Genomic DNA, 18245 nt, shown 5'->3' with positions numbered 1-18245 from the left:
GGTGGCATGACCAGCGGTGGCAAGACCCGCCGCACCCGAAGTTGAGGGGCGGGCGGCGGGGACGTGGGCGTCGCAAAGCAGGTGCTGTAAAGTCCCCCAAGTGAGCGAGCCGGCCGGATGGCCGCGGCACGGGGACCAGCCCACCGACAGGTGAGCCCGGCCCGGCGCCGAGGAAAGTCCGGACTCCACAGGGCACGGTGGTTGCTAACGGCAACCCGGGGCGACCCGCGGGACAGTGCCACAGAAAACAAACCGCCCGGACGCGAGGATCCGTCCACGCGAACCGGGTAAGGGTGAAACGGTGCGGTAAGAGCGCACCAGCGCCACAGGTGACTGCGGCGGCTAGGTAAACCCCACCGGGAGCAAGGCAAGAGGGCGCACCACCGGTGTGCCTGCTCGGACGATCGAGGGCGCCCGCCCAAGTCCGAGGGTCAGCTGCTTCAGGCGCCCAGCAATGGTGCGTCGAGATGGATGGTCATCGCCCGCCGGCGCCGAAAGGCACGGCGGGAACAGAATCCGGCTCACAGGCCGGCTCGTTCACGTTTACTTTTTTCGGCTGCGGCGGCTGCGGCTGGGGCTGGGGTGCGGATGGAGCAATGGCCGCGGCTGCGGGTACCGCGGGTGCCAGGGTTTTCCACGCCCTCGACAGAGATCTGGCGGCGGCCGTCGGCTGGAGCAATGGCCGCGGCTGCGGGTGCCGCGGGTGTCGAGGTTTTCCACGAACTCTCCATCGATTTGGCGGCGGCGGACCGCGGGTGCTCGTGTTTCTTCGTCGCTGGGCCGGTTTTCGGCGCGCACCATGGCGTCGGACGCCCACATCGACGCCGATGTCGTGGGGTCCAGTCACACCAGCCCCAAATTTCGCTGGCGCGTTCTTTTCGTAGGCTTGACGAGGGAAAACACCAGGACTTTTGCGGCGCTCAGCCTACGAAATGAACGCAAAGTCCGATGCTTGTTACGTGTGTGACTTGACCGCGGATTGTGGCGACCGCGCCTGAAGCGTTGGGCGGGTGCGCGGGGTCCGCCGGCCGGTGCAAACGCCTTAGAGGCGATTCGCGCCGCTGACCGCCTTCGTCACCGGCGGACTTCAGTACCACCGACCTTCAGCATCGACGGCATCCAGGTCCGGCGAGCCGCAGCTCCGCCGGCCTTCAGCGCTGGCAAGTTGCGGGTCCGGCAAGTTGCAGCGCCGCCGAGCAAGCCTCGACGAGTCGATCATTGACCCCGTCGCCGGGCCTCGTAGTCCTGCTTCCGCGTCCGGTACCCGTCGGGCCACCGATCGCCGACGCGCACGAACGATCCGGTGAACGTCTCGCCCCGGGCCAGGGCTTTCTCGCCGCGCGCGAGCGATTCCCCGACTTTGCCGGAGGCCGTCTTGGTCATCAGGTCGATCCAGTCGATGCGCACCGGGTCCAGGCCGACGTCCCGGAGTTCCTTTTCGCGCCGCCATTCCCGCCGCACCCGATCGTGTGGGTCGCCGTAGGCGCCGGTGAATTTGTCTTCGCCGTGGACCTCGACGACGACGGGCCAGTCGCGGTAGGCCATGTCAACGCGGCCGATGAGGACTTTCCGTTCGTCGAAAACCCAGGTTTGCAGCTCGGGCGCGGGCAGGCGGGCTTCGATGAACTGGGCCCGCGCAAGGGATTCGGCCAGGCTCTCGGCGACCGCCGAGGCCATCGCGATGGTTTCAAAGGCCTCCCGGGGATCGCGGCTGCGGCCGGCCGCCCGGGCCAGGTCGATGTTCGAATGACCGAGCCGGAGCGCGGAGTCCGCGGCGATGAGCCCCTGCGGAAACCCGTGCCGGTGGCGAATGTCGGCGACGGTGGCTCCGACGCTGGTCACCAGGCGGCCGTCGATGCGCACGAGATCGCCGGGTCCCCAGCTCAGAGGGCTTTCGCGGACGTCCCCGATGGTGGTCGAACGCCGTCGCGTGGGGTGCGCGAGTTCGATGATGTCGGTGGTGGGGTCGCGGTCGGGGTCGTCGCGCCAGCGCCCGTTGGCGTCGAGGATGTCCATGCCGTGCATCAGCGCGGCGCTGCGCGCGACGAGCACCATGCCGGTGCGGGCGTCGGCGGCGGCCATGTGGCGGAGCCGTCGTTTGGCGTCGTCGCCGAGGCCGTTCCAGTGGTCGGTGGGGCAGTAGCAGTTGGGGCGGATGCGGTGAAGTTCGCCGGTGAGGTGTCGGTGCGCGAGCGCCGCGCGTTCGGCGGCGGTGTGTCCGTGAATGGGGTCCATGCCACTGTGGACGCGGCCCGGCGCCGCGCGGTTCCATTAATTTTCCCGCTACCCGAGGACAGGGGAGGGCACGCGCGGGGCCGGGCCGTCGCGCTTCTTGCTTTACGACGGCCCGGCCCCCACCCCACCACCGGGTATCCGGGGAGCAACCAGGAATTGGCAGCCAGGACTGAACGCCGGGGACTAGATGAACTTGGAGTACGACGGCAGATCGAGGAAACCATTGCCCGACAGGCCGATGAGGATCACCGGCCCCGTGCCCGGCTCGCCGTCGTACTTCGCCGCCTCGGCGCACGCCGCCGCGATGGCGTGGTTGGACTCGGGGGCGGGGACGGTGCCCTCGCACCGGGCGAAACGGACGCCCGCGGCGAACGCGTCCTCCTGCTCGACGGTGGTGGTCTCCATCAGCCCCAGCTCCACGGCGTGCGACACCATCGGCGCCATCGCGTGATAGCGCAGGCCACCGGCGTGGATCGGGTCCGGGACGAAATCCTGGCCCAGGGTGTGCATCTTCAACAGTGGCGTCAGCCCCGCGACGTCGCCGTGGTCGTAGCGGTACTCGCCCTCCGTCAGCGACGGGCACTTCGCCGGCTCCGCCGCGATGATGCGGGGAGCGCCCTCGCCCACGAACTCCTTCGGGTCGCGCCTGGTCCCCGAGGAGGGGGTCGGGGTGGAGGAGGATGCGCCGTCGTCAAGCACGGAACCGGTCAGCGAATGCCCGATGAACGGGAACGTCAGGCCCGCCAGATTGGAGCCGCCGCCCGCGCAACCGACGACGACGTCGGGCCCGGACTCGCCGAACATGGCCAACTGCGCCGCGGCCTCCTGTCCGATGATCGTCTGGTGCAGCATCACGTGATTGAGCACGCTGCCCAGGGCGTAACGGGAATTGTCGCCCTTGACGGCGACCTCGATCGCCTCCGACACGGCCATGCCCAGCGAACCCGGGGTGTCCGGATCCTTGGCCAGCATCGCGCGGCCGGCCTCGGTCAGATCCGACGGCGACGGATGCACGCTGCCGCCGTAGACCTCCATGAGCATGCGGCGGTACGGCTTCGAGTCGTAGGACGCGCGGACCTGCCAGACCTCCACGCCCAGCCCGAAGAACTGCGCCGCGAACGACAGCGACGCGCCCCACTGGCCGGCGCCGGTCTCCGTGGTCAGGTTCGCGATGCCGTCGAGCTTGTTGTAGTACGCCTGCGCCACCGACGTGTTCGGCTTGTGCGAACCGATCGGGGAGACCGACTCGTTCTTGTAGTAGATGCGCGCCGAGGTGCCCAGCTCCTTCTCCAGGCGGCGGGCGCGGGCCAGCGGGGCCGGGCGCCACAAGCGGTAGATCTCGCGGATCGGCTCGGGGATCTCGATCCACCGCTCCGTGGAAAACTCCTGCTCCACCAGGCCGGACGCGAAGATCGGCTCCATCTCCTCCGGCTTCAGCGGCTCGCGCGTGCCCGGGTGCAGGTGCGGCGGCAGCGGCTCCGGGAAGTCGGCGGCGAGGTTGTACCAGTGGGTCGGCAGCGCGGAATCCGGGAGGATCGCCTTGGTCATCTCGCCGGCTGCGTCTGCTGCGTCTGCGCCGGTCCTGGCCTGCGTGGTCATGGGTGCTCCTTTGTCGGGCGGAGGGTTCCCCTTCAGGCTATCCGGCGACGCCGCCGCCGATGGCCATTACTCTGGGTGGGCATGAAGCTCTTTGCAGCCGCCCTTGATTTCCGCGCCATCGCCCGCGAGTTCGGGGTGCCGGAGACGTTCGCCCCGGAGGTCAATGCCGACGCCGGCGCGGCCGCCGATCGCCGCGCGGCGCGGACGGATCTGCGCGACGTCCCCTTCGTCACCATCGACCCGCCCGGCTCGATGGACCTCGACCAGGCGATGCACCTCAGCGCGCTGGGTGGGGAGGGCGGCTGGCGCGTCCTCTACGCCATCGCCGACGTCGGCGGCCTGGTCGATCCGGCATCCCCGGTCGCGGCGGAGGCGATGCGCCGCGGGCAGACGATCTACCTGCCGGACGAGCCGTCGCGCCTGCATCCGGCGCCGCTGTCGGAGGGCTCGGGCAGCCTGCTGCCGGACGTCGATCGCCCGGCCGTCGTCTGGGACATCGTCGTCGGCGGCGATGGCGAGCCGGTGTCGTGGGACGTGTACCCGGCGATGGTGCGGTCGGTGGCCCGGCTGGAGTACGTCGAGGTCCAGGCGACGTTCGACGCCGGCGATCCGCACCCCTCCATCGCGGCGCTGCCGGAGTTGGGCAGGGCGCGGCAGGGGTCGGCGCTTCGTCGTGAAGCAATCAACCTGCGCCTGCCCTCGCAGACCGTCGCGCCCACCGACGACGGCCGGTGGGAGCTGCACCTGGACGCGCGGCCGCCGGTGATGGACTTCAATTCGGAGATTTCGCTGCTCGCGGGCATGGTCGCGGGGCGGATGATGGCCGAGGCCGGCGTCGGGGTGCTGCGGACGCTGCGGCCGGCGGGGGAGGAGGCGCTGGCGGAGTTCCGCGTCGCCGCCCGCGCCCTGGGCTACGAGCTCGCGGGCGATGCGGGGATCGCCGAGGTCAGCGCCTTCCTCGCGGGCGTCGACGCCGATTCCGCGCGCGGCATGGCGGTGATGAAGGACGCGTCGCGCCTGTTGCGCGGGTCCGGTTACGAACGGTTGGAGACGCTTGACGACGGCTCGGCGCCCGCTCCCTCCGACGTCCCCGTGCATTCCGGCGTCGGCGGCCCGTATGCGCACGTGACGGCGCCGCTGCGCAGGCTCATCGACCGGTTCGCGCTGGAGTATTGCCTGGCCATCGCCGCCCATCGGCGCGGGGAGACCGCGGCCGTGGAGGTGCCGGAGTGGGTGACCGGCGGCGTCGACGAGGCGATTTCGGTGATGGCGTCGTCGGGCCAGCTGGCGTCGCGCGTGGACCGTGCGTGCCTGGACCTGACCGAGGCCGTGGTGCTGGAGCCATGGGTGGGGCACGCGTTCGACGCGGCGGTGCTCCACGACCGGGGCGAGGAGGTGGAGGTGTTCGTCTTCGAGCCGCCGGTGTTCGCGAAGTGCCGCGCGGCGACGGATGCCGGCGTGCCCGAGGAGGGCACTGGCCAGCGCGTCAGCCTGGTCACCGCCGATCCGTCGAACCCGGTGGAGCCGCAGGTGCTGTTCGCCTGGCCGGCGGATTAGGTCGGGGCCGGCCCCAGGTGGACCGGGCCCGTCAGAGCCCGATCAGAACGGCGAATCGACGGCGTCGCCGGCGTCGGTGCCGGTGACGCGCAGGACGCTGCCGCCGTCGCGGCGGATGGCGGCCTCGACGTCGTCGGCGTCGTCCGCGTGGGCCCACACCACCACGGCCGCGCCGCGCGCCGGGCAGCAGCGGGCGACGGCGTCGCGGTCCTCGAGGCCGGCGACGAGGCGGCCCAGCGGCGAGTCGGCCGCGGGTGCGGTATCGCGGACGGAGACGTCGTGGGCGACGCCGGCCATCGCGGCCGCCGCGTCGCCGTGGCGCAGATGGGCGGAGACGGCGCGGGCGCGGTCGGAGGAGCCGGAGGCGTCGTCGAGCCACTGGGTGGCGCGGCCGACGGTGGGGGCGTCGCCGTCGGGCTGGACCTCCCGGCGGGCGCGGACCCAGTCGAGCACGCGCGGCTCGGCCTCGGGCAGGCCGTGGAGGGTGGGCACGCCGAAGGCGGAGCAGGCCTCGGCAAAGAATTCGTGGCGCTCGACCTGCGGCGAGGCGCCGGTGATGTCGGGTGAGTAGGCGACCATCAGCGCGAGGTTGTCCGGCCGCGGGGTCTGGGTGACGGCCTCGTCGGCGTGGTTGCAGGTCAGCACCGAATCGGGGCGGCTGCGCAGCGCGGCGGTGTAGTGGTGCAGAGGCCAGTGGTCGCCCCAGTGGGCGGCGGAGGCCTCGTGGAGGGCGGCGGCCAGGCGGGCGCGGGTGGGCACGTCGTCGCGGTCGCCCCAGCGGGCGTTGGCGGCCAGGGCCACGGCGGACTGCAGCGCGGCGAGCTCGCCGAGGCCGCGCCCGCCGGGGATGTTCGCCGCCCAGCGCACGGTGACGCCGGCGCCGCTGCGGGGGATCAGGTGCATGGTCTGCTGCAGGGCGACGACGGCGGCGGCGACGGCGGTGACCTCGGGCGGGTACCCGGCGGGCACGGCGTCGGGCATGGGCAGCGTGGTCTCGTCGCCGGCGCGCGTCGACGCCACGATGAGTTCCCCGGTGTCATTGGGTTCCAGCGACACGGCCACGGACACCGGCAGTGCGGTGGTCAGCATCATTCCGCCGGTGGCGGCGCAGGTTTCGCCGAGCAGTTCCACCGATCCCGGCGCGTGCGCGATCGTCGCATCCGGTCCGGCATGGTCGCGGACTCGTTCGACGGCGGCGGGGACGGGCATCGGGGACCTTTCGACGGGGGCGTGGACGGGCGCGGCGGCGCCGCGGTCACCGGGGTGTCCGGTGCCGCGTCGCCGCAAGCCATGTCCTGAGATAGTACCCGCGGGTAATCTGGGCACAACCGGCCCGTCGGCCGCGGCGACCCCGTTCACGGGCGCGCGGCCATCGCGTCGGCGTGAAGATCCCAGGACTTTTCCAGGACTATCCCAGGAGGATGACATGGCCGACGACGCCAAGGATTGGTACTACACGCCCTCGACGGGCGAGGTGACCCGCGGCAAGCAGAGCGGGTGGGACGACCGCATGGGCCCCTATGCCACGGAGGCGGAGGCCCGCGCCGCGATGGAGCGCGTCGCCGCCCGCAACGAGGCCGCCGATGATTGGGACGAGGAAGACGACGAGTGGGGCAAGCCCCCGGCCGACGCCTAGCGTTCCCGGTTCCGGCGGGTGGGCCGTCACCCGCATGGTGCCCGGGCCTTGCTTGACGACGCCCACCCACGACGAAACCGGCGCCCCTCGTGGGGGCGCCGGTTTTCATCTGCCGCGGCCGAAACCGATCTTGATGAGGCCCCATGGCCGCAGCCCCTCCGGACCCTTGGCTGTGCTTTCGGCTAGCATGTCACCATGAGTAAAAAGATTTCCCCATCGACCATAGCCCCTAAAGCTCTTAATGCTGCCCGGCAGCTTCGGGAAATCTCCGCATTTCTCGAAGAGGTCGACGCGCTTGAGACTCAAGACATCCCGGGTTGGGAGTATATGCAGAATAGGTTCTTCACCGAAGAGCGCGGCCTTCTCCTGGATGTGGCTGATGTGCTGGAGGGTGAACTTGCCCCCGAGGCTGAAACCTACGCGTAGAAACTAGTTTCTGCGCGCAGCCTCAGTATGCTCCGAAACTACTGGGTCGACCAGTAGACGTTGCACGTACCTCCTCCAACTCCGCCCCGCACCAATGCGCGAGCCCAGTTTCCGCTGCGGGCAGTTGCTGAATTGTGCTGACCTCCCATGCTGGCCGTTGCCGTGTGGGACTTAGAGCGGTGCATGTAGTTCGAGAAGCACTCCTTCGTGGTGACGTTGACTAATCGCCATCCGTAGCTCCAATCTCCACCGCCGACTGATTCGTTGTTGGTTCCGGGCAGGCCGGGGATTTTTTGAATTTGGGCTCCGCTGGGCGTGGAGTCGATGGGGAAGCTGACCATTCCGGATGTCGGGCTTCCGGACTCGTCGACCGTCAGGACTGTGTACTCTACTTCGCTCACGGTGTCTGCACTTGCCAGTGGGGTGGCAATCGCGAGCGATGCGACCGTGAGTGAAGCTGCAAGTAGATGGGTGGTTTTCACGAAATGCTCCAAACGTGTTGAGTGGCCCATCGGAGTCGCGGCATTAGATGGAGTGTTGGTTGCTGCGATCCGCCGGGTGGAAAAAGTTTTCCCAGTCAATACGATAGATCCTTGGTGATGTGATGTCTATAGAAAACCTGTAAGTCGAGAAAAGGTAGTGGCGAACATGGGTCCCGGGGGTCTGTGTCGCGAGTTGACTGGCGAGTCCTGGGCAAGGCCAGTGGACTTTTCGTGCTGGTCGGGACGGCGGGTCGGATTGTGCGATTTGAGGCGAATTGGCGGGTTGGATGATCGCCGGTTGGGGGTGAGTTCAGGGTGGGGATGGGGAGGTGTCACAAGGGGTTGTGTGGAATTTGCTCCGAATTCCTTGACGACGCCCACCGACGACGAAACCGGCGCCCCTCATGGGGGCGCCGGTTTTCTTGTGCGGTAACTGCGGCGGTCTGCGCGTTGCCTGTGCCGATTGTGCCGGACGGCGGCGTCGGTTCCCGCAGTGGCGGGATTACGCAGTGGCTCCGTTACGCGGTGGCGCGGGCGTGATCGGCGCGCGAGGCGTCCGCGGTGGTGGCGCGGGAGCGTCGCGAAGCCAAAACCGCGTCGACGGAGAAGCGGCCGGAGCCGAAGGCGGCGAGGAACAGTGCGGCGGCGCCGATGACGATGACCAGCTCCGGGCCGCCGTCGCCGACGAACATGCCGGCACCGGTGTGGGCGATGGCCCATGCAGCGAGCATCTGCAGGGCGACGATGATGCCGACGATCGGCTGGAACGCGCCGGCGAGGATGAGGATGCCGCCGACGAACTCGACGATCGCGGCGATCCACGCGGTGATGGTCGGGGCCGGGGCGCCCATGCCCTCGAAGCCGGCCTGCGTGCCGGCGATGGTCCAGTCGAACAGCTTCTGCCAGCCGTGGGCCAGCACGACGGCGCCGAGGCCGATGCGGGCGATGAGGCCGAGGATGTCGCGGGCGACGGTGGGCAGGTGGGGGAAGGTCATGATGCTCCTGGTGATCGTCGGCGGGATCCGCCGGTGGATTCGTCCGACACGACCTTTGATGACGTGTCAACGAGACAGGTTACAAAAAAGCTGACACGTGCACAAGCTGAGTGCTTGTCGGTCGCGGGCCTCCAGTTTGCTGCAGTGCGGGTGCATATATATTGATTTTGGGAATAGGCTATTGATCGCGCACCTTTCAATTGCTATTCTCGGCCTATGCTGTCGATAACCTTGAATCCTCAGCGCGTCGAGGGGGTATCTCTCGAAGTCGATCATTATGGGAGCAGCAATGCCGAGCCTGTCACATGTCAGATTTGCCAATTTTGCAACGGTCGCCTCGTTGGTCGTTTTCATCTTTATGTCTCTATTGTTCTATCTCCCCCAAGCTCATGCCGCGGCACCGACCGGGACGAACCTCGACTCGGCTAGCCAGGTTGAGTCGCTGTTTGAGGAATATCTGGAACCAACCCGCTACGGAAATGAGTTCAACGTCGCCCGAGCTGAAGCAGACGGAGCCTCACCGGTCGAACTTGAGGCTGGACGTACATTCAATGCCATGTCCCCTCTCGATCAATCCGGCGTCGCCGATCGTGCGGCACTCGATCGTTACGGTAACTGGTGTGGTGGTGGCCATTCGGGACCTGGGGCTCCCATCGACGCACTTGACGCAGCCTGTATGCGTCATGACAAATGCTGGGCTTCCCGTGGAATGTACGCATGCAGCTGCAACCGTGAGTTTACGGCGGAGTTGTCCCGTATCATGGGATCCCTTGGATTCAGGGCTAAGGCCTACGCGGCGGCCGCATTCGTCGCATTCAATGCCGCATCCTGCAACAACGCAATCTGACCATCCGCAACGAGGTCGAGATTGTATATCGAGCCCCTGCAGGCGGCGCCTGTCAAAGGAGAAAGTCCATGAATCTCTCTCGCCGTGCGATCGCAGATTGGCGCTGGCTGCCTCATGTCGCCACTGCCGCAGTTGTGGTGGTGTTCGTGCTGTTTTTCGCGATGATTCGGCGATCCGGTGACTTGGCGGCCACACCAGAGTGGCCCTTTTACGCAGCGGCAGCCATCGGGTTTATCGCGGCGATCTGGGGTGTAATTCTGCGATCGTGGCCGGTCTTCAACGCCGGCGTCGCCATCGCGGTGGCTCCTTTCGCCGCCTCGTTCGTCGTGGTCATCGCCGGATTGGCCTAAAATGCCATGTCCAGTGAGGTTGTGAACGCCTTTCGCGGAAGTTGAGCCGCCCGACCTTGCCATTGGTCGGCAGCCGATACGGAATCCGGAGCCGATGAAGAACTCCCGGGCCCGGCCCCTGAAAGCGGTGACGGTGTCCTTCGTCTCATCGGCGACGACTTCCGGGTACGCCAATCGTGAGCAGACGTCGACGACATGGTGCAGGCAGGTGCAGCCAACCCCGGAGTGGTCGAGGCAGGCAAGCGCCGGAGTGCGGTAGCGGCGTAGTACCCGGTGGGGGCAGTGGTGCATCGGCGTGTGTCATGGAAGGTCGCTTCTGGTGTCTTTGAGTCTGGTAACCCAAGACAATCACAGGGACGGCCTTCCCTTGATGTATCCGGCCGGGGTTATCGCCTGACGTGGTGATGCCCCGATAGGCAGCGTTCGCAATCTACCGGGGCATAACAACTAGCGCTTTTTGCGCTTGGCCGTCTTCACGGAGTTCTTCGCCGTCTCCTCGCGGGCCTTGTCCATCTTCGACTCGAGCTTGGCGTAGGCCTTGACCACGCCGGCGACGTCGTCGTCATAAGCCTCCAGCGCCGTCAGGCCATCCGTGCGCTCGATTTGGTAGAGCACGCCGTAGCCGAACGTGTCCTGGCCGTGCGAGTGGGCGCGCCGGGCCTTCTGCTGCAGGACGTGGCGGGCGGTGCAGGTGTCCTGGAAATCCCCCAGCGACGACTGCAGCGCCTTGCACGCCGCGTACAGCTTCTTCGTGGGCAGTCCCGTCGACTGCGCCGCCTCCGCCGAGTAGCGCAGCTTCTTCGCGGCCTTGCGCACGTCGTGGAACCGCTCCTCCCGATCGGCGACGGGGATCGACGTGTCGCCGCGGCCCTCGACGGCCAGGCGGTGGCGCTTCTCGAACTTCCGGAACGCCTTCGCCACGTGAATCGCCAGCACCGCATTGGTCTCCGCGCGGATCTGCTCCGGGGACTTTTCCGGCGCGGGCTCGAGCTCCACGTCGGCCTCTGCTTCGGCCTCGCCATCGCTTTCCGACGCCTCGTCCACGGCCTCATTGCCGTCACCATCGGAATCGGCCGGGGCATCGGCGGCGGGTGCGTCGGAGGACTCGATCTTCGCATCCCCGGTGAATCCGGCGTCGCCGGCATCCGACTCATCGACGATGCGGCCCGCCGTCTCCTCTGGCGAGATCTCGTCGTCCTCGGGCTCCTCGGCGGGAGCGTTGGCGTCGTCAAGCGAAGCCGCGGCCTTCTCGGCCTTCTGCTCCGCCTTTTCTGCGGCCTTTTCTTCGGCCTCGCGCTCGGCGTCCTCGGCGGCATTCGGGTTGACCGGGGGATCGGCCAGCAGCTCGTCGAGCTGGTCGAGGATGGACAGGTAGCGGCTCGAATCCAGGGCGGCGACGACGCGGCGGTGCGCGCGGTCGTAATCGCGGCGGATGTCGGCGATGAGCTCCTCGCGCATCTCGCCGTCGATGACGTCGGCCTCGTCGCGCTTGAGCTGATTCTCGAAGCGCTCCGCGACGACCTCGGCATCGCGGGCGACGCCCAACACGCCGGCCAACAGCTTGAGCTCCGACTCCATGTGCGCGATCTGATCGCCGACCAGGATGCCGTGGAAGGTCTGCATGTGGCTGCGCAGCTCGCGGGTGGCCACGCGCATCTGGTGGACCGAATCCCACTCGTCGGCGCGGACCTTCGGATCCCACTCGACCATCTTGGCCACGTTCGCCGCCAGCGCATCGACGACCGCCCGGCCGGGCGTGCCCTCCGGCAGATCCGCCGGCGCCGGCGGCACGGGAGCGGAATCCTTCGACGCGCCCAGCGCCGTGGCCAGCTTCGACGGGCTATCCGACGGCGTCGCCCCCGCGATGCGCAGCACCGCGCCCAGGCGCTCGAGCAGCTGCGCGCCCTCCGGCTTCGTGGAAATGTCGCCGATCAGCTCGACCTCCCACTCGCGCCACGAGGTCTCCTCGCCGCCCGGCAACAGCGACACCGCGGTGACGTGGTCATCGCAGAACTCCGCGATCGGCTCGCCGTCGGCGTTGCTCAGCGTGGTCACGTGGCGGACGTTGTCCACCCGGGCGATCGGGCGCAGCCGGTGCTCGCGGACGATCGAGCGCACCGGGGCCAGCAGCGTCTCCGGCACCGTGTACGTCGCGTCGGCGCCTTCGCCGTCGACGGAGCCCTCGTCCAGATCGGCGCCGTACTCCATGCGGCCGGCCTCGGCCGGGGTCTTCAGGTGCCAGCCCTCGTCGGGGCCGCCGAGGCGTCGGCGCAGGGTGCGCTTGGCGCGGGTCAGCCGGAGATCCTCGGTGTCGACGTACGTCGCCGACATCTCGCGTATCTCCTCCTCGGCCGACGCGACGCCCGGGACGAAATCGAACCCGGGCACGACGGCATGATCGGGCGCTGCGAACTTCACCTCGACCTCGAGGGTCGCGGACGGCTCGGTCCGCTCCTTCTTGCTCTCGGAAACGGTCGTGTCGGGGGTGGGGCCGGATTCGCTCATGCCCACGATCCTACCCCCGGATGGGAGGGCCGGACAGGGCCCGAGGTGCCCGTTTCGCGGGCGCGTGCGGGTAGCTCCCGTCAGCCCTTGAAATCCTTGTCCACGGGCGGGAAGTCACGGGATTCGACCTGCGCGACGTACTCGCGGGCACCGGATTCCATGAGCTCGCCGACCTCGCCGAAAACGGCGGCGAAGGACGGGCGGCGGCCGTCGGACGGCAGGGCGAAGGCGTCGTGCCACACCAGCACCTGGCCGTCGCAGTCCTTGCCCGCGCCGATGCCGCAGGTGGGGATCGGCGACTCGGCGGTGATCTCCTTGGCCAGCTCGGCGGGGACCATCTCCAGCACGACGGCATGCGCCCCGGCCTCGGCGACGGCGCGGGCATCGCGGCGCAGCTGCTCGGCGCCCTCGCCGCGGCCCTGCACCTTGAAGCCGGACAGCGCGTTGACCGACTGCGGGGTGAAGCCGATGTGGGCCATGACCGGGATGCCGGCGTTGACCAGCGCGCGGATGCGGGGCGCGATGCGCTCGCCGCCCTCGATCTTGACCATGTGCGCGCCGGTCTCGCGCATCATCCGCGCCGCGCTGAGCACGGCCTGCTCGTCGGAGGCCTCGTAGACGCCGAAGGGCAGGTCGGCGACGACCAGCGCGTTCGGGGCGCCGCGCACCACGGCGCGGGCCAGGGGGATCAGCTCGTCGATGGACACCTCGGTGGTGGTGTCGTACCCGTAGACGACGTTGGCGGCGGAATCGCCGACCAGCAGCACCTCCACGCCGGCGTTGGCGAACGCGCGGGCGGTGGAGTGGTCGTAGCAGGTCAGCATCGCCCAGGGCCGGCCCTCGGCCTTGCGGGCTGCGAGATCGTTCAGGCGCATTTTCCGGGTGCTCATGGCTGCCAAGCATGCCACACCGATCCGCCACACGAATCGGGGTCGCCCGCGTAACTTGGAGGCATGAATCGCCAACAGGAATTCGTCCTCCGCGCCATCGAGGAGCGCGACATCCGCTTCATCCGGCTCTGGTTCACCGACATTTCCGGGTACCTGAAGTCGGTCGCCGTCGCCCCCGCAGAGCTCGAAGGCGCCTTCGAGGAGGGCATCGGCTTCGACGGTTCGGCCATCGAGGGCTTCTCGCGCGTGTCGGAGGCCGACACCATCGCCCGCCCCGACCCGTCGACGTTCCAGATCCTGCCGTGGCGCCACGATGACCAGGAGCTGCACACCGCCCGCATGTTCTGCGACATCTCCATGCCGGACGGGCAGGCCAGCTGGGCGGATCCGCGCCACGTCCTGCGCCGCCAGGTCCAGGCCGCCGCGGACCAGGGCTTCACCTCCTACATTCACCCGGAGATCGAGTTCTTCCTGGTCGATTCCCTCGACACCGACGGCCAGCCTCCCGTGCCCACGGACAACGGCGGTTATTTCGATCAGGCGGTCCACGACAAGGCCCCTGATTTCCGTCGTCACGCGATCAACGCCCTCGAGGCGATGGGCATCCCGGTGGAGTTCTCGCACCACGAGAACGCGCCGGGGCAGCAGGAGATCGACCTGCGGTACGCGGATGCGCTGAGCATGGCGGACAACATCATGACGTTCCGCTACCTGATCAAGGAGGTGGCCATGCGCAACGGCGTGCGCGCCACCTTCATGCCCAAGCCGTTCGCGGACCAGCCCGGCAGCGCCATGCACACGCACATCTCGCTGTTCGAGGGCGACGACAACGCCTTCCACGACCCCGACGACGAGCACCAGCTGTCGTCGACGGCGCGCAGTTTCATCGCGGGCATTCTCACCCATGCGCCGGAGATCTCCGCCGTGACCAACCAGTGGGTCAACTCCTACAAGCGCACCGTCTTCGGCGAGGAGGCCCCGACCTCGGCGACGTGGGGCCTGGCCAACCGGTCGGCGCTGGTCCGGGTGCCCATGTACTCGCCGGGCAAGGCCGCTTCACGACGAGTCGAGATCCGCTCCGTCGATTCCGCGTGCAACCCGTACCTGGCGTACTCGGTGCTGCTCGCCGCCGGCATGCGCGGAATCCAGGACGGCTACGAACTGCCGCCGCAGGCCGAGGACAACATCTCGGAACTGACCCGCCGCGAGCGCCGGGCGCTGGGGTACCGCGATCTGCCGACGTCCCTGGAAGAGGCCCTGCGCGAGATGGAGCGCTCGGACCTGGTGGCCGACACCCTCGGCGACCACGTCCACGAGTTCTTCCTGCGCAACAAGTGGCGCGAGTGGCGCGAGTACCAGAGCCAGGTCACCGCCTGGGAGCTGCGCACCAACCTGGACTACTGAGCCCGCCGGATCACCGAGCCCACCGAGCGCACCGAGCACCCGAGGAACCGCCATGGTCATGAGGAACCGCCCCCGCACGTCCCGCCAAACCGTGCCGACCCCGGCCACGCTCGGGTTGCCCGACGGCGACCGTTCGGTGGGGGATCTGAAGGATCTGGGCTGGTACGACGAGGACGGCCTCGAACTGCTGTGGGGGCTGGCCGGGGCGGCGGACCCCGAGCTGGCGCTGACGTCGCTGGTGCGGTTGAAGGAGAAGCTCGACGCGGGCATCGCCTCCGGCGAGCTGCCGCAGTGGGCGGCGTGGTCGGCGCTGGATGCGGCGATGCGCCAGCAGGTGCTCATGCGCACCCGCGTATTCGCGCTGCTGGGCGGCTCGTCGATGCTCGGCGATCACATGGTGGCCAATCCGACGACGTGGTCGCTGCTGCTGGCGGACCTGCCCACGCGCGCCGACATGTTCCGCGACATGCTCACCGCCGTCGAGGCCGTGCCGGAGACCCCGGTGCTCACCGACGAGGAGTCGGTGAAGGAGGCCTCCGACCTCGACTACCGCGAGCCGACGGCGCCGTCGCCGGACCTGGAGCAGGCCGGCCTGTACCGCGCGGGGCTGACCGGCCGCGACGCCGACGTGGCCATGAAGCGGACGTACCGCAACCTGATCATGCGCGTCGCCGCGGCGGATCTGGCGGGGACGTACCCGCGCGGCCCGCGCCGGCCGGGACAGCCGCCGATCCCGTTCACGCGCGTGGCCGAGGCCCTGTCGGATCTCGCCGACGCCGCCCTGACCGCCGCGCTGTCGGTGGCGGTGGCCACGACGTACCCGGATGCGCCGGTGTCCACGCGCCTGGCCGTGCTGGCCATGGGCAAGTGCGGCGCCCGGGAGCTCAATTACATCTCCGACGTCGACGTCATCTTCGTCGCCGAGCCCGCCGATACTCGCGCGACGCGCCTGGCCTCGGAGTTCATCCGGGTGGCGTGCCGCTGCTTTTTCGAGGTCGACGCCGCACTGCGCCCGGAGGGCAAATCGGGCGCGCTGGTGCGCACGCTGGAATCGCACCAGGCCTATTACAAGCGGTGGGCGCAGACGTGGGAGTTCCAGGCGCAGCTCAAGGCCCGCCCCATGACGGGTGACCTGGACCTGGGACAGGACTACGTCGATGCGCTGGCGCCGCTGGTGTGGACGGCGTCGCAGCGCGATTCCTTCGTCGAGGACGTCCAGGCGATGCGCGACCGCGTCATCGAAAACGTCCCCGACGACCTGAAGCGGCGCGAGCTCAAGCTCGGTCGCGGTGGCCTGCGCGACGTCGAGTTCGCGGTGCAGCTGCTGCAGCTGGTCCACGGGCGTTACGACGAATCGCTGCGCGTCCTGCCCACCGTCCAAGCCCTGGATGCGCTGGTGGAGGCCGGGTACGTCGGGCGCGAGGACGGGCGCATCCTCATCGAGTGCTACGAGTTCATGCGGCTTCTCGAGCACCGCCTGCAGCTGCAGAAGATGCGCCGCACGCACACGCTGCCGCCGGATGAGGACGTCACCGCCCGCCGCTGGCTCGGCCGGGCCTCCGGCGTCACCCCGGCGGGGTCGGAGAACTCCGCCGAGGCGCTGGCCAAGCGGGTCCGCGCCACGGGGCGGCAGATCCAGACGCTGCACAACAAGCTGTTCTTCCGGCCGCTGCTCAACTCCGTGGTGGAGCAGGACATCGGCACGATGCAGCTGTCCGCCGACGGGGCGAAGCGCCAGCTGGCCGCGCTGGGCTATCTCTATCCGGACAGGGCCTACGACCATCTCTCGGCGTTGGCGTCGGGAAGCTCCCGGAAGGCCCGCATCCAGGCGATGCTGCTGCCGACCCTGATGGAGTGGCTGTCGGACACCGCCGAGCCGGACGCGGGCCTGCTCAACTACCGCAAACTCTCCGACGTGCTGATGGAGAAGACGTGGTTCTTGCGCATGCTTCGCGACGAGGGCGTGGTCGGCGAGCGCCTCATGCACGTTCTGGGCACCTCGCCATACGTGTCGGGGCTGCTGCTGTCGGCGCCGGACACCATCAAGCTCTACGGCGACGGCGCGGCCGGCCCGAAGCTGCTGGACACCGACCCCGGCACCGTGGGCAGGTCACTGGTGGCCTCCGCCAACCGGCACACCGACCCCGACAAGGCCATCGGCGTGGCCCGCGCGCTGCGGCGCTCCGAGCTGGCGCGCGTGGCGTCGGCGGATCTGCTGGGGCTCATGGACGTCGAGTCGGTGTGCACCTCTCTGTCGCTGGTGTGGGACAACGTGCTCGAGGCGGCGCTGGCCGCGGAAATCCGCGGTTGGGCGGCGAAGCACCCCGATGAGCAGGTGCCGGCGGTGATCACCGTGATCGGCATGGGCCGCCTCGGCGGCGGCGAGCTGGGCTACGGCTCCGATGCGGACGTGATGTTCGTGTGCGAGCCGGCCGTGGGCGACGACGGCGAGCCGGTGGCCGACGACAACGATGCCGTGCGCTGGTCGATCGGCATCTGCGACGCCCTGCGCCGCCGCCTGGCCAAGCCGAGCCAGGACCCGCCGCTGGAAGTCGACCTGGACCTGCGGCCCGAGGGCCGGTCGGGCCCGCCGGTGCGCACGCTCGACTCCTACCTGGCCTACTACGAGCGGTGGGGCGAGACCTGGGAAATCCAGGCGCTGCTGCGCGCGACGTGGATCGCCGGCGACAAGGATCTGGGGGAGCGGTTCCTGAGGGGCATCGACAAGTTCCGCTACCCGGAGGGCGGGGCCTCCGAGCAGGTCGTGCGCGACGTGCGCCGCATGAAGGCCCGCGTGGACAACGAGCGCCTGCCCCGCGGCGCCAACCGCCGCACGCACACCAAGCTCGGGTCGGGCGCGCTGACCGACATCGAGTGGACCGTGCAGCTGCTCACCTTCATGCACGCCCATGAAGTGCCGGCGCTGCACAACACGTCGACCCTGCAGTGCCTGACGGCGCTCGTCGACGACGAGATCCTGTCCAAGGAGGACTCCGACGTGCTGCGGACCGCGTGGCTGACGGCGACGAAGGCCCGCAACGCGCTGGTGCTCACCCGCGGCAAGCGCACCGATGAACTGCCCCAGCCTGGGCCGCAGTTGGCGCAGGTCGCCGGCGCCGCCGGATGGGACCCCGACGACAACACCGGGTTCATGGAGAATTACCTCCGCGTCACCCGCCATTCCCGCCGCGTCGTCGACCGCGTCTTCTGGGGCGAGGAGAACCCCGCGCACGACTAGGAGCCCGATTACGACGACGGCCGGGGCGTCGACAAGCCCGAAGGTGGGGATGGCTCCCCATCGCCGGTGCAGATGCGCCAT

The 18245-nt window shown here is 68.9% G+C and carries 13 protein-coding genes and 1 other RNA gene; 7 read left to right on the top strand and 7 right to left on the bottom strand.

Features of this window, described 5'->3' with window-relative positions:
• Nucleotides 1–105: 105 nt before the first annotated feature.
• Nucleotides 106–540, top strand: an RNA gene (rnpB, locus tag ACFWGD_RS03980) — RNase P RNA component class A.
• Between the two features lie 675 nt (nt 541–1215).
• Here rnpB and ACFWGD_RS03975 read toward each other — a convergent pair.
• Together ACFWGD_RS03975 and ACFWGD_RS03970 are read right to left on the bottom strand one after the other, a co-directional pair.
• Nucleotides 1216–2082 carry a hypothetical protein gene (locus tag ACFWGD_RS03975; RefSeq protein ID WP_377777255.1) on the bottom strand — a complete coding sequence of 289 codons (867 nt, stop codon included), beginning with the start codon at nt 2080–2082 and terminating at the stop codon, nt 1216–1218.
• A gap of 336 nt (nt 2083–2418) precedes the next feature.
• The gene (locus ACFWGD_RS03970) at nt 2419–3834 is read right to left on the bottom strand and encodes a TrpB-like pyridoxal phosphate-dependent enzyme (protein ID WP_377777254.1); all 1416 of its coding nucleotides are present in this window, start codon (nt 3832–3834) and stop codon (nt 2419–2421) included.
• 81 nt (nt 3835–3915) lie between these two features.
• On the opposite strand from ACFWGD_RS03970, the gene ACFWGD_RS03965 reads away from it, so the two are divergent.
• Nucleotides 3916–5391, top strand: coding sequence for an RNB domain-containing ribonuclease (locus ACFWGD_RS03965; protein WP_377777253.1), 1476 nt, complete (start codon nt 3916–3918; stop codon nt 5389–5391).
• 42 nt (nt 5392–5433) lie between these two features.
• Here the strand turns inward: ACFWGD_RS03965 and ACFWGD_RS03960 are convergent, their stop codons facing one another.
• A complete protein-coding gene (locus ACFWGD_RS03960) occupies nt 5434–6600 on the bottom strand; it encodes a hypothetical protein (RefSeq protein ID WP_377777252.1) in 1167 nt (388 codons plus the stop codon).
• 217 nt (nt 6601–6817) lie between these two features.
• On the opposite strand from ACFWGD_RS03960, the gene ACFWGD_RS03955 reads away from it, so the two are divergent.
• Complete coding sequence (locus tag ACFWGD_RS03955; protein ID WP_377777251.1) at nt 6818–7027, top strand: SPOR domain-containing protein; 210 nt, start codon at nt 6818–6820, stop codon at nt 7025–7027.
• A gap of 195 nt (nt 7028–7222) precedes the next feature.
• A complete protein-coding gene (locus tag ACFWGD_RS03950) occupies nt 7223–7453 on the top strand; it encodes a hypothetical protein (protein ID WP_377777250.1) in 231 nt (76 codons plus the stop codon).
• A gap of 38 nt (nt 7454–7491) precedes the next feature.
• On the opposite strand, the gene ACFWGD_RS03945 is transcribed toward ACFWGD_RS03950, so the two are convergent.
• The gene (locus ACFWGD_RS03945; RefSeq protein ID WP_377777249.1) at nt 7492–7935 is read right to left on the bottom strand and encodes a lactococcin 972 family bacteriocin; all 444 of its coding nucleotides are present in this window, start codon (nt 7933–7935) and stop codon (nt 7492–7494) included.
• Nucleotides 7936–8453: 518 nt separating this feature from the next.
• On the bottom strand, nt 8454–8930 hold the full coding sequence (locus ACFWGD_RS03940) for a DoxX family protein (protein WP_377777248.1): 477 nt from the start codon (nt 8928–8930) through the stop codon (nt 8454–8456).
• Between the two features lie 915 nt (nt 8931–9845).
• On the opposite strand from ACFWGD_RS03940, the gene ACFWGD_RS03935 reads away from it, so the two are divergent.
• Nucleotides 9846–10127, top strand: coding sequence for a hypothetical protein (locus ACFWGD_RS03935; RefSeq protein ID WP_377777247.1), 282 nt, complete (start codon nt 9846–9848; stop codon nt 10125–10127).
• A gap of 447 nt (nt 10128–10574) precedes the next feature.
• Here ACFWGD_RS03935 and ACFWGD_RS03930 read toward each other — a convergent pair whose 3' ends face one another.
• Together ACFWGD_RS03930 and panB are read right to left on the bottom strand one after the other, a co-directional pair.
• Entirely contained in the window at nt 10575–12632 is a 2058-nt protein-coding gene (locus ACFWGD_RS03930) for a CHAD domain-containing protein (protein WP_377777246.1), read from the bottom strand.
• Nucleotides 12633–12712: 80 nt separating this feature from the next.
• Complete coding sequence (gene panB / locus ACFWGD_RS03925; protein WP_377777245.1) at nt 12713–13522, bottom strand: 3-methyl-2-oxobutanoate hydroxymethyltransferase; 810 nt, start codon at nt 13520–13522, stop codon at nt 12713–12715.
• Nucleotides 13523–13585: 63 nt separating this feature from the next.
• Between panB and glnA the strand changes: the two genes are divergently transcribed.
• Nucleotides 13586–14926 carry a type I glutamate--ammonia ligase gene (gene glnA, locus ACFWGD_RS03920; RefSeq protein ID WP_377777244.1) on the top strand — a complete coding sequence of 447 codons (1341 nt, stop codon included), beginning with the start codon at nt 13586–13588 and terminating at the stop codon, nt 14924–14926.
• Between the two features lie 52 nt (nt 14927–14978).
• Entirely contained in the window at nt 14979–18164 is a 3186-nt protein-coding gene (locus ACFWGD_RS03915) for a bifunctional [glutamine synthetase] adenylyltransferase/[glutamine synthetase]-adenylyl-L-tyrosine phosphorylase (protein WP_377777243.1), read from the top strand.
• Nucleotides 18165–18245: the final 81 nt, after the last annotated feature.

This window comes from Corynebacterium sp. NPDC060344, assembly GCF_042725215.1.
Classification (GTDB): Bacteria; Actinomycetota; Actinomycetes; order Mycobacteriales; family Mycobacteriaceae; genus Corynebacterium.
Note: the sequence above shows the minus strand (reverse complement) of the source record. Positions and strands in the feature narration are given on the sequence as shown.

What these genes read in the sequence shown, in the direction of transcription:
- ACFWGD_RS03940 (WP_377777248.1), bottom strand. Translation starts at nt 8,930, where the DNA reads ATGACCTTCCCCCACCTGCCCACCGTCGCCCGCGACATCCTCGGCCTC.
- ACFWGD_RS03930 (WP_377777246.1), bottom strand. Translation starts at nt 12,632, where the DNA reads ATGAGCGAATCCGGCCCCACCCCCGACACGACCGTTTCCGAGAGCAAG.
- glnA (WP_377777244.1), top strand. Translation starts at nt 13,586, where the DNA reads ATGAATCGCCAACAGGAATTCGTCCTCCGCGCCATCGAGGAGCGCGAC.
- ACFWGD_RS03935 (WP_377777247.1), top strand. Translation starts at nt 9,846, where the DNA reads ATGAATCTCTCTCGCCGTGCGATCGCAGATTGGCGCTGGCTGCCTCAT.
- ACFWGD_RS03975 (WP_377777255.1), bottom strand. Translation starts at nt 2,082, where the DNA reads ATGGCCGCCGCCGACGCCCGCACCGGCATGGTGCTCGTCGCGCGCAGC.
- ACFWGD_RS03970 (WP_377777254.1), bottom strand. Translation starts at nt 3,834, where the DNA reads ATGACCACGCAGGCCAGGACCGGCGCAGACGCAGCAGACGCAGCCGGC.
- ACFWGD_RS03955 (WP_377777251.1), top strand. Translation starts at nt 6,818, where the DNA reads ATGGCCGACGACGCCAAGGATTGGTACTACACGCCCTCGACGGGCGAG.
- ACFWGD_RS03965 (WP_377777253.1), top strand. Translation starts at nt 3,916, where the DNA reads ATGAAGCTCTTTGCAGCCGCCCTTGATTTCCGCGCCATCGCCCGCGAG.
- ACFWGD_RS03960 (WP_377777252.1), bottom strand. Translation starts at nt 6,600, where the DNA reads ATGCCCGTCCCCGCCGCCGTCGAACGAGTCCGCGACCATGCCGGACCG.
- panB (WP_377777245.1), bottom strand. Translation starts at nt 13,522, where the DNA reads ATGAGCACCCGGAAAATGCGCCTGAACGATCTCGCAGCCCGCAAGGCC.
- ACFWGD_RS03915 (WP_377777243.1), top strand. Translation starts at nt 14,979, where the DNA reads ATGGTCATGAGGAACCGCCCCCGCACGTCCCGCCAAACCGTGCCGACC.
- ACFWGD_RS03950 (WP_377777250.1), top strand. Translation starts at nt 7,223, where the DNA reads ATGAGTAAAAAGATTTCCCCATCGACCATAGCCCCTAAAGCTCTTAAT.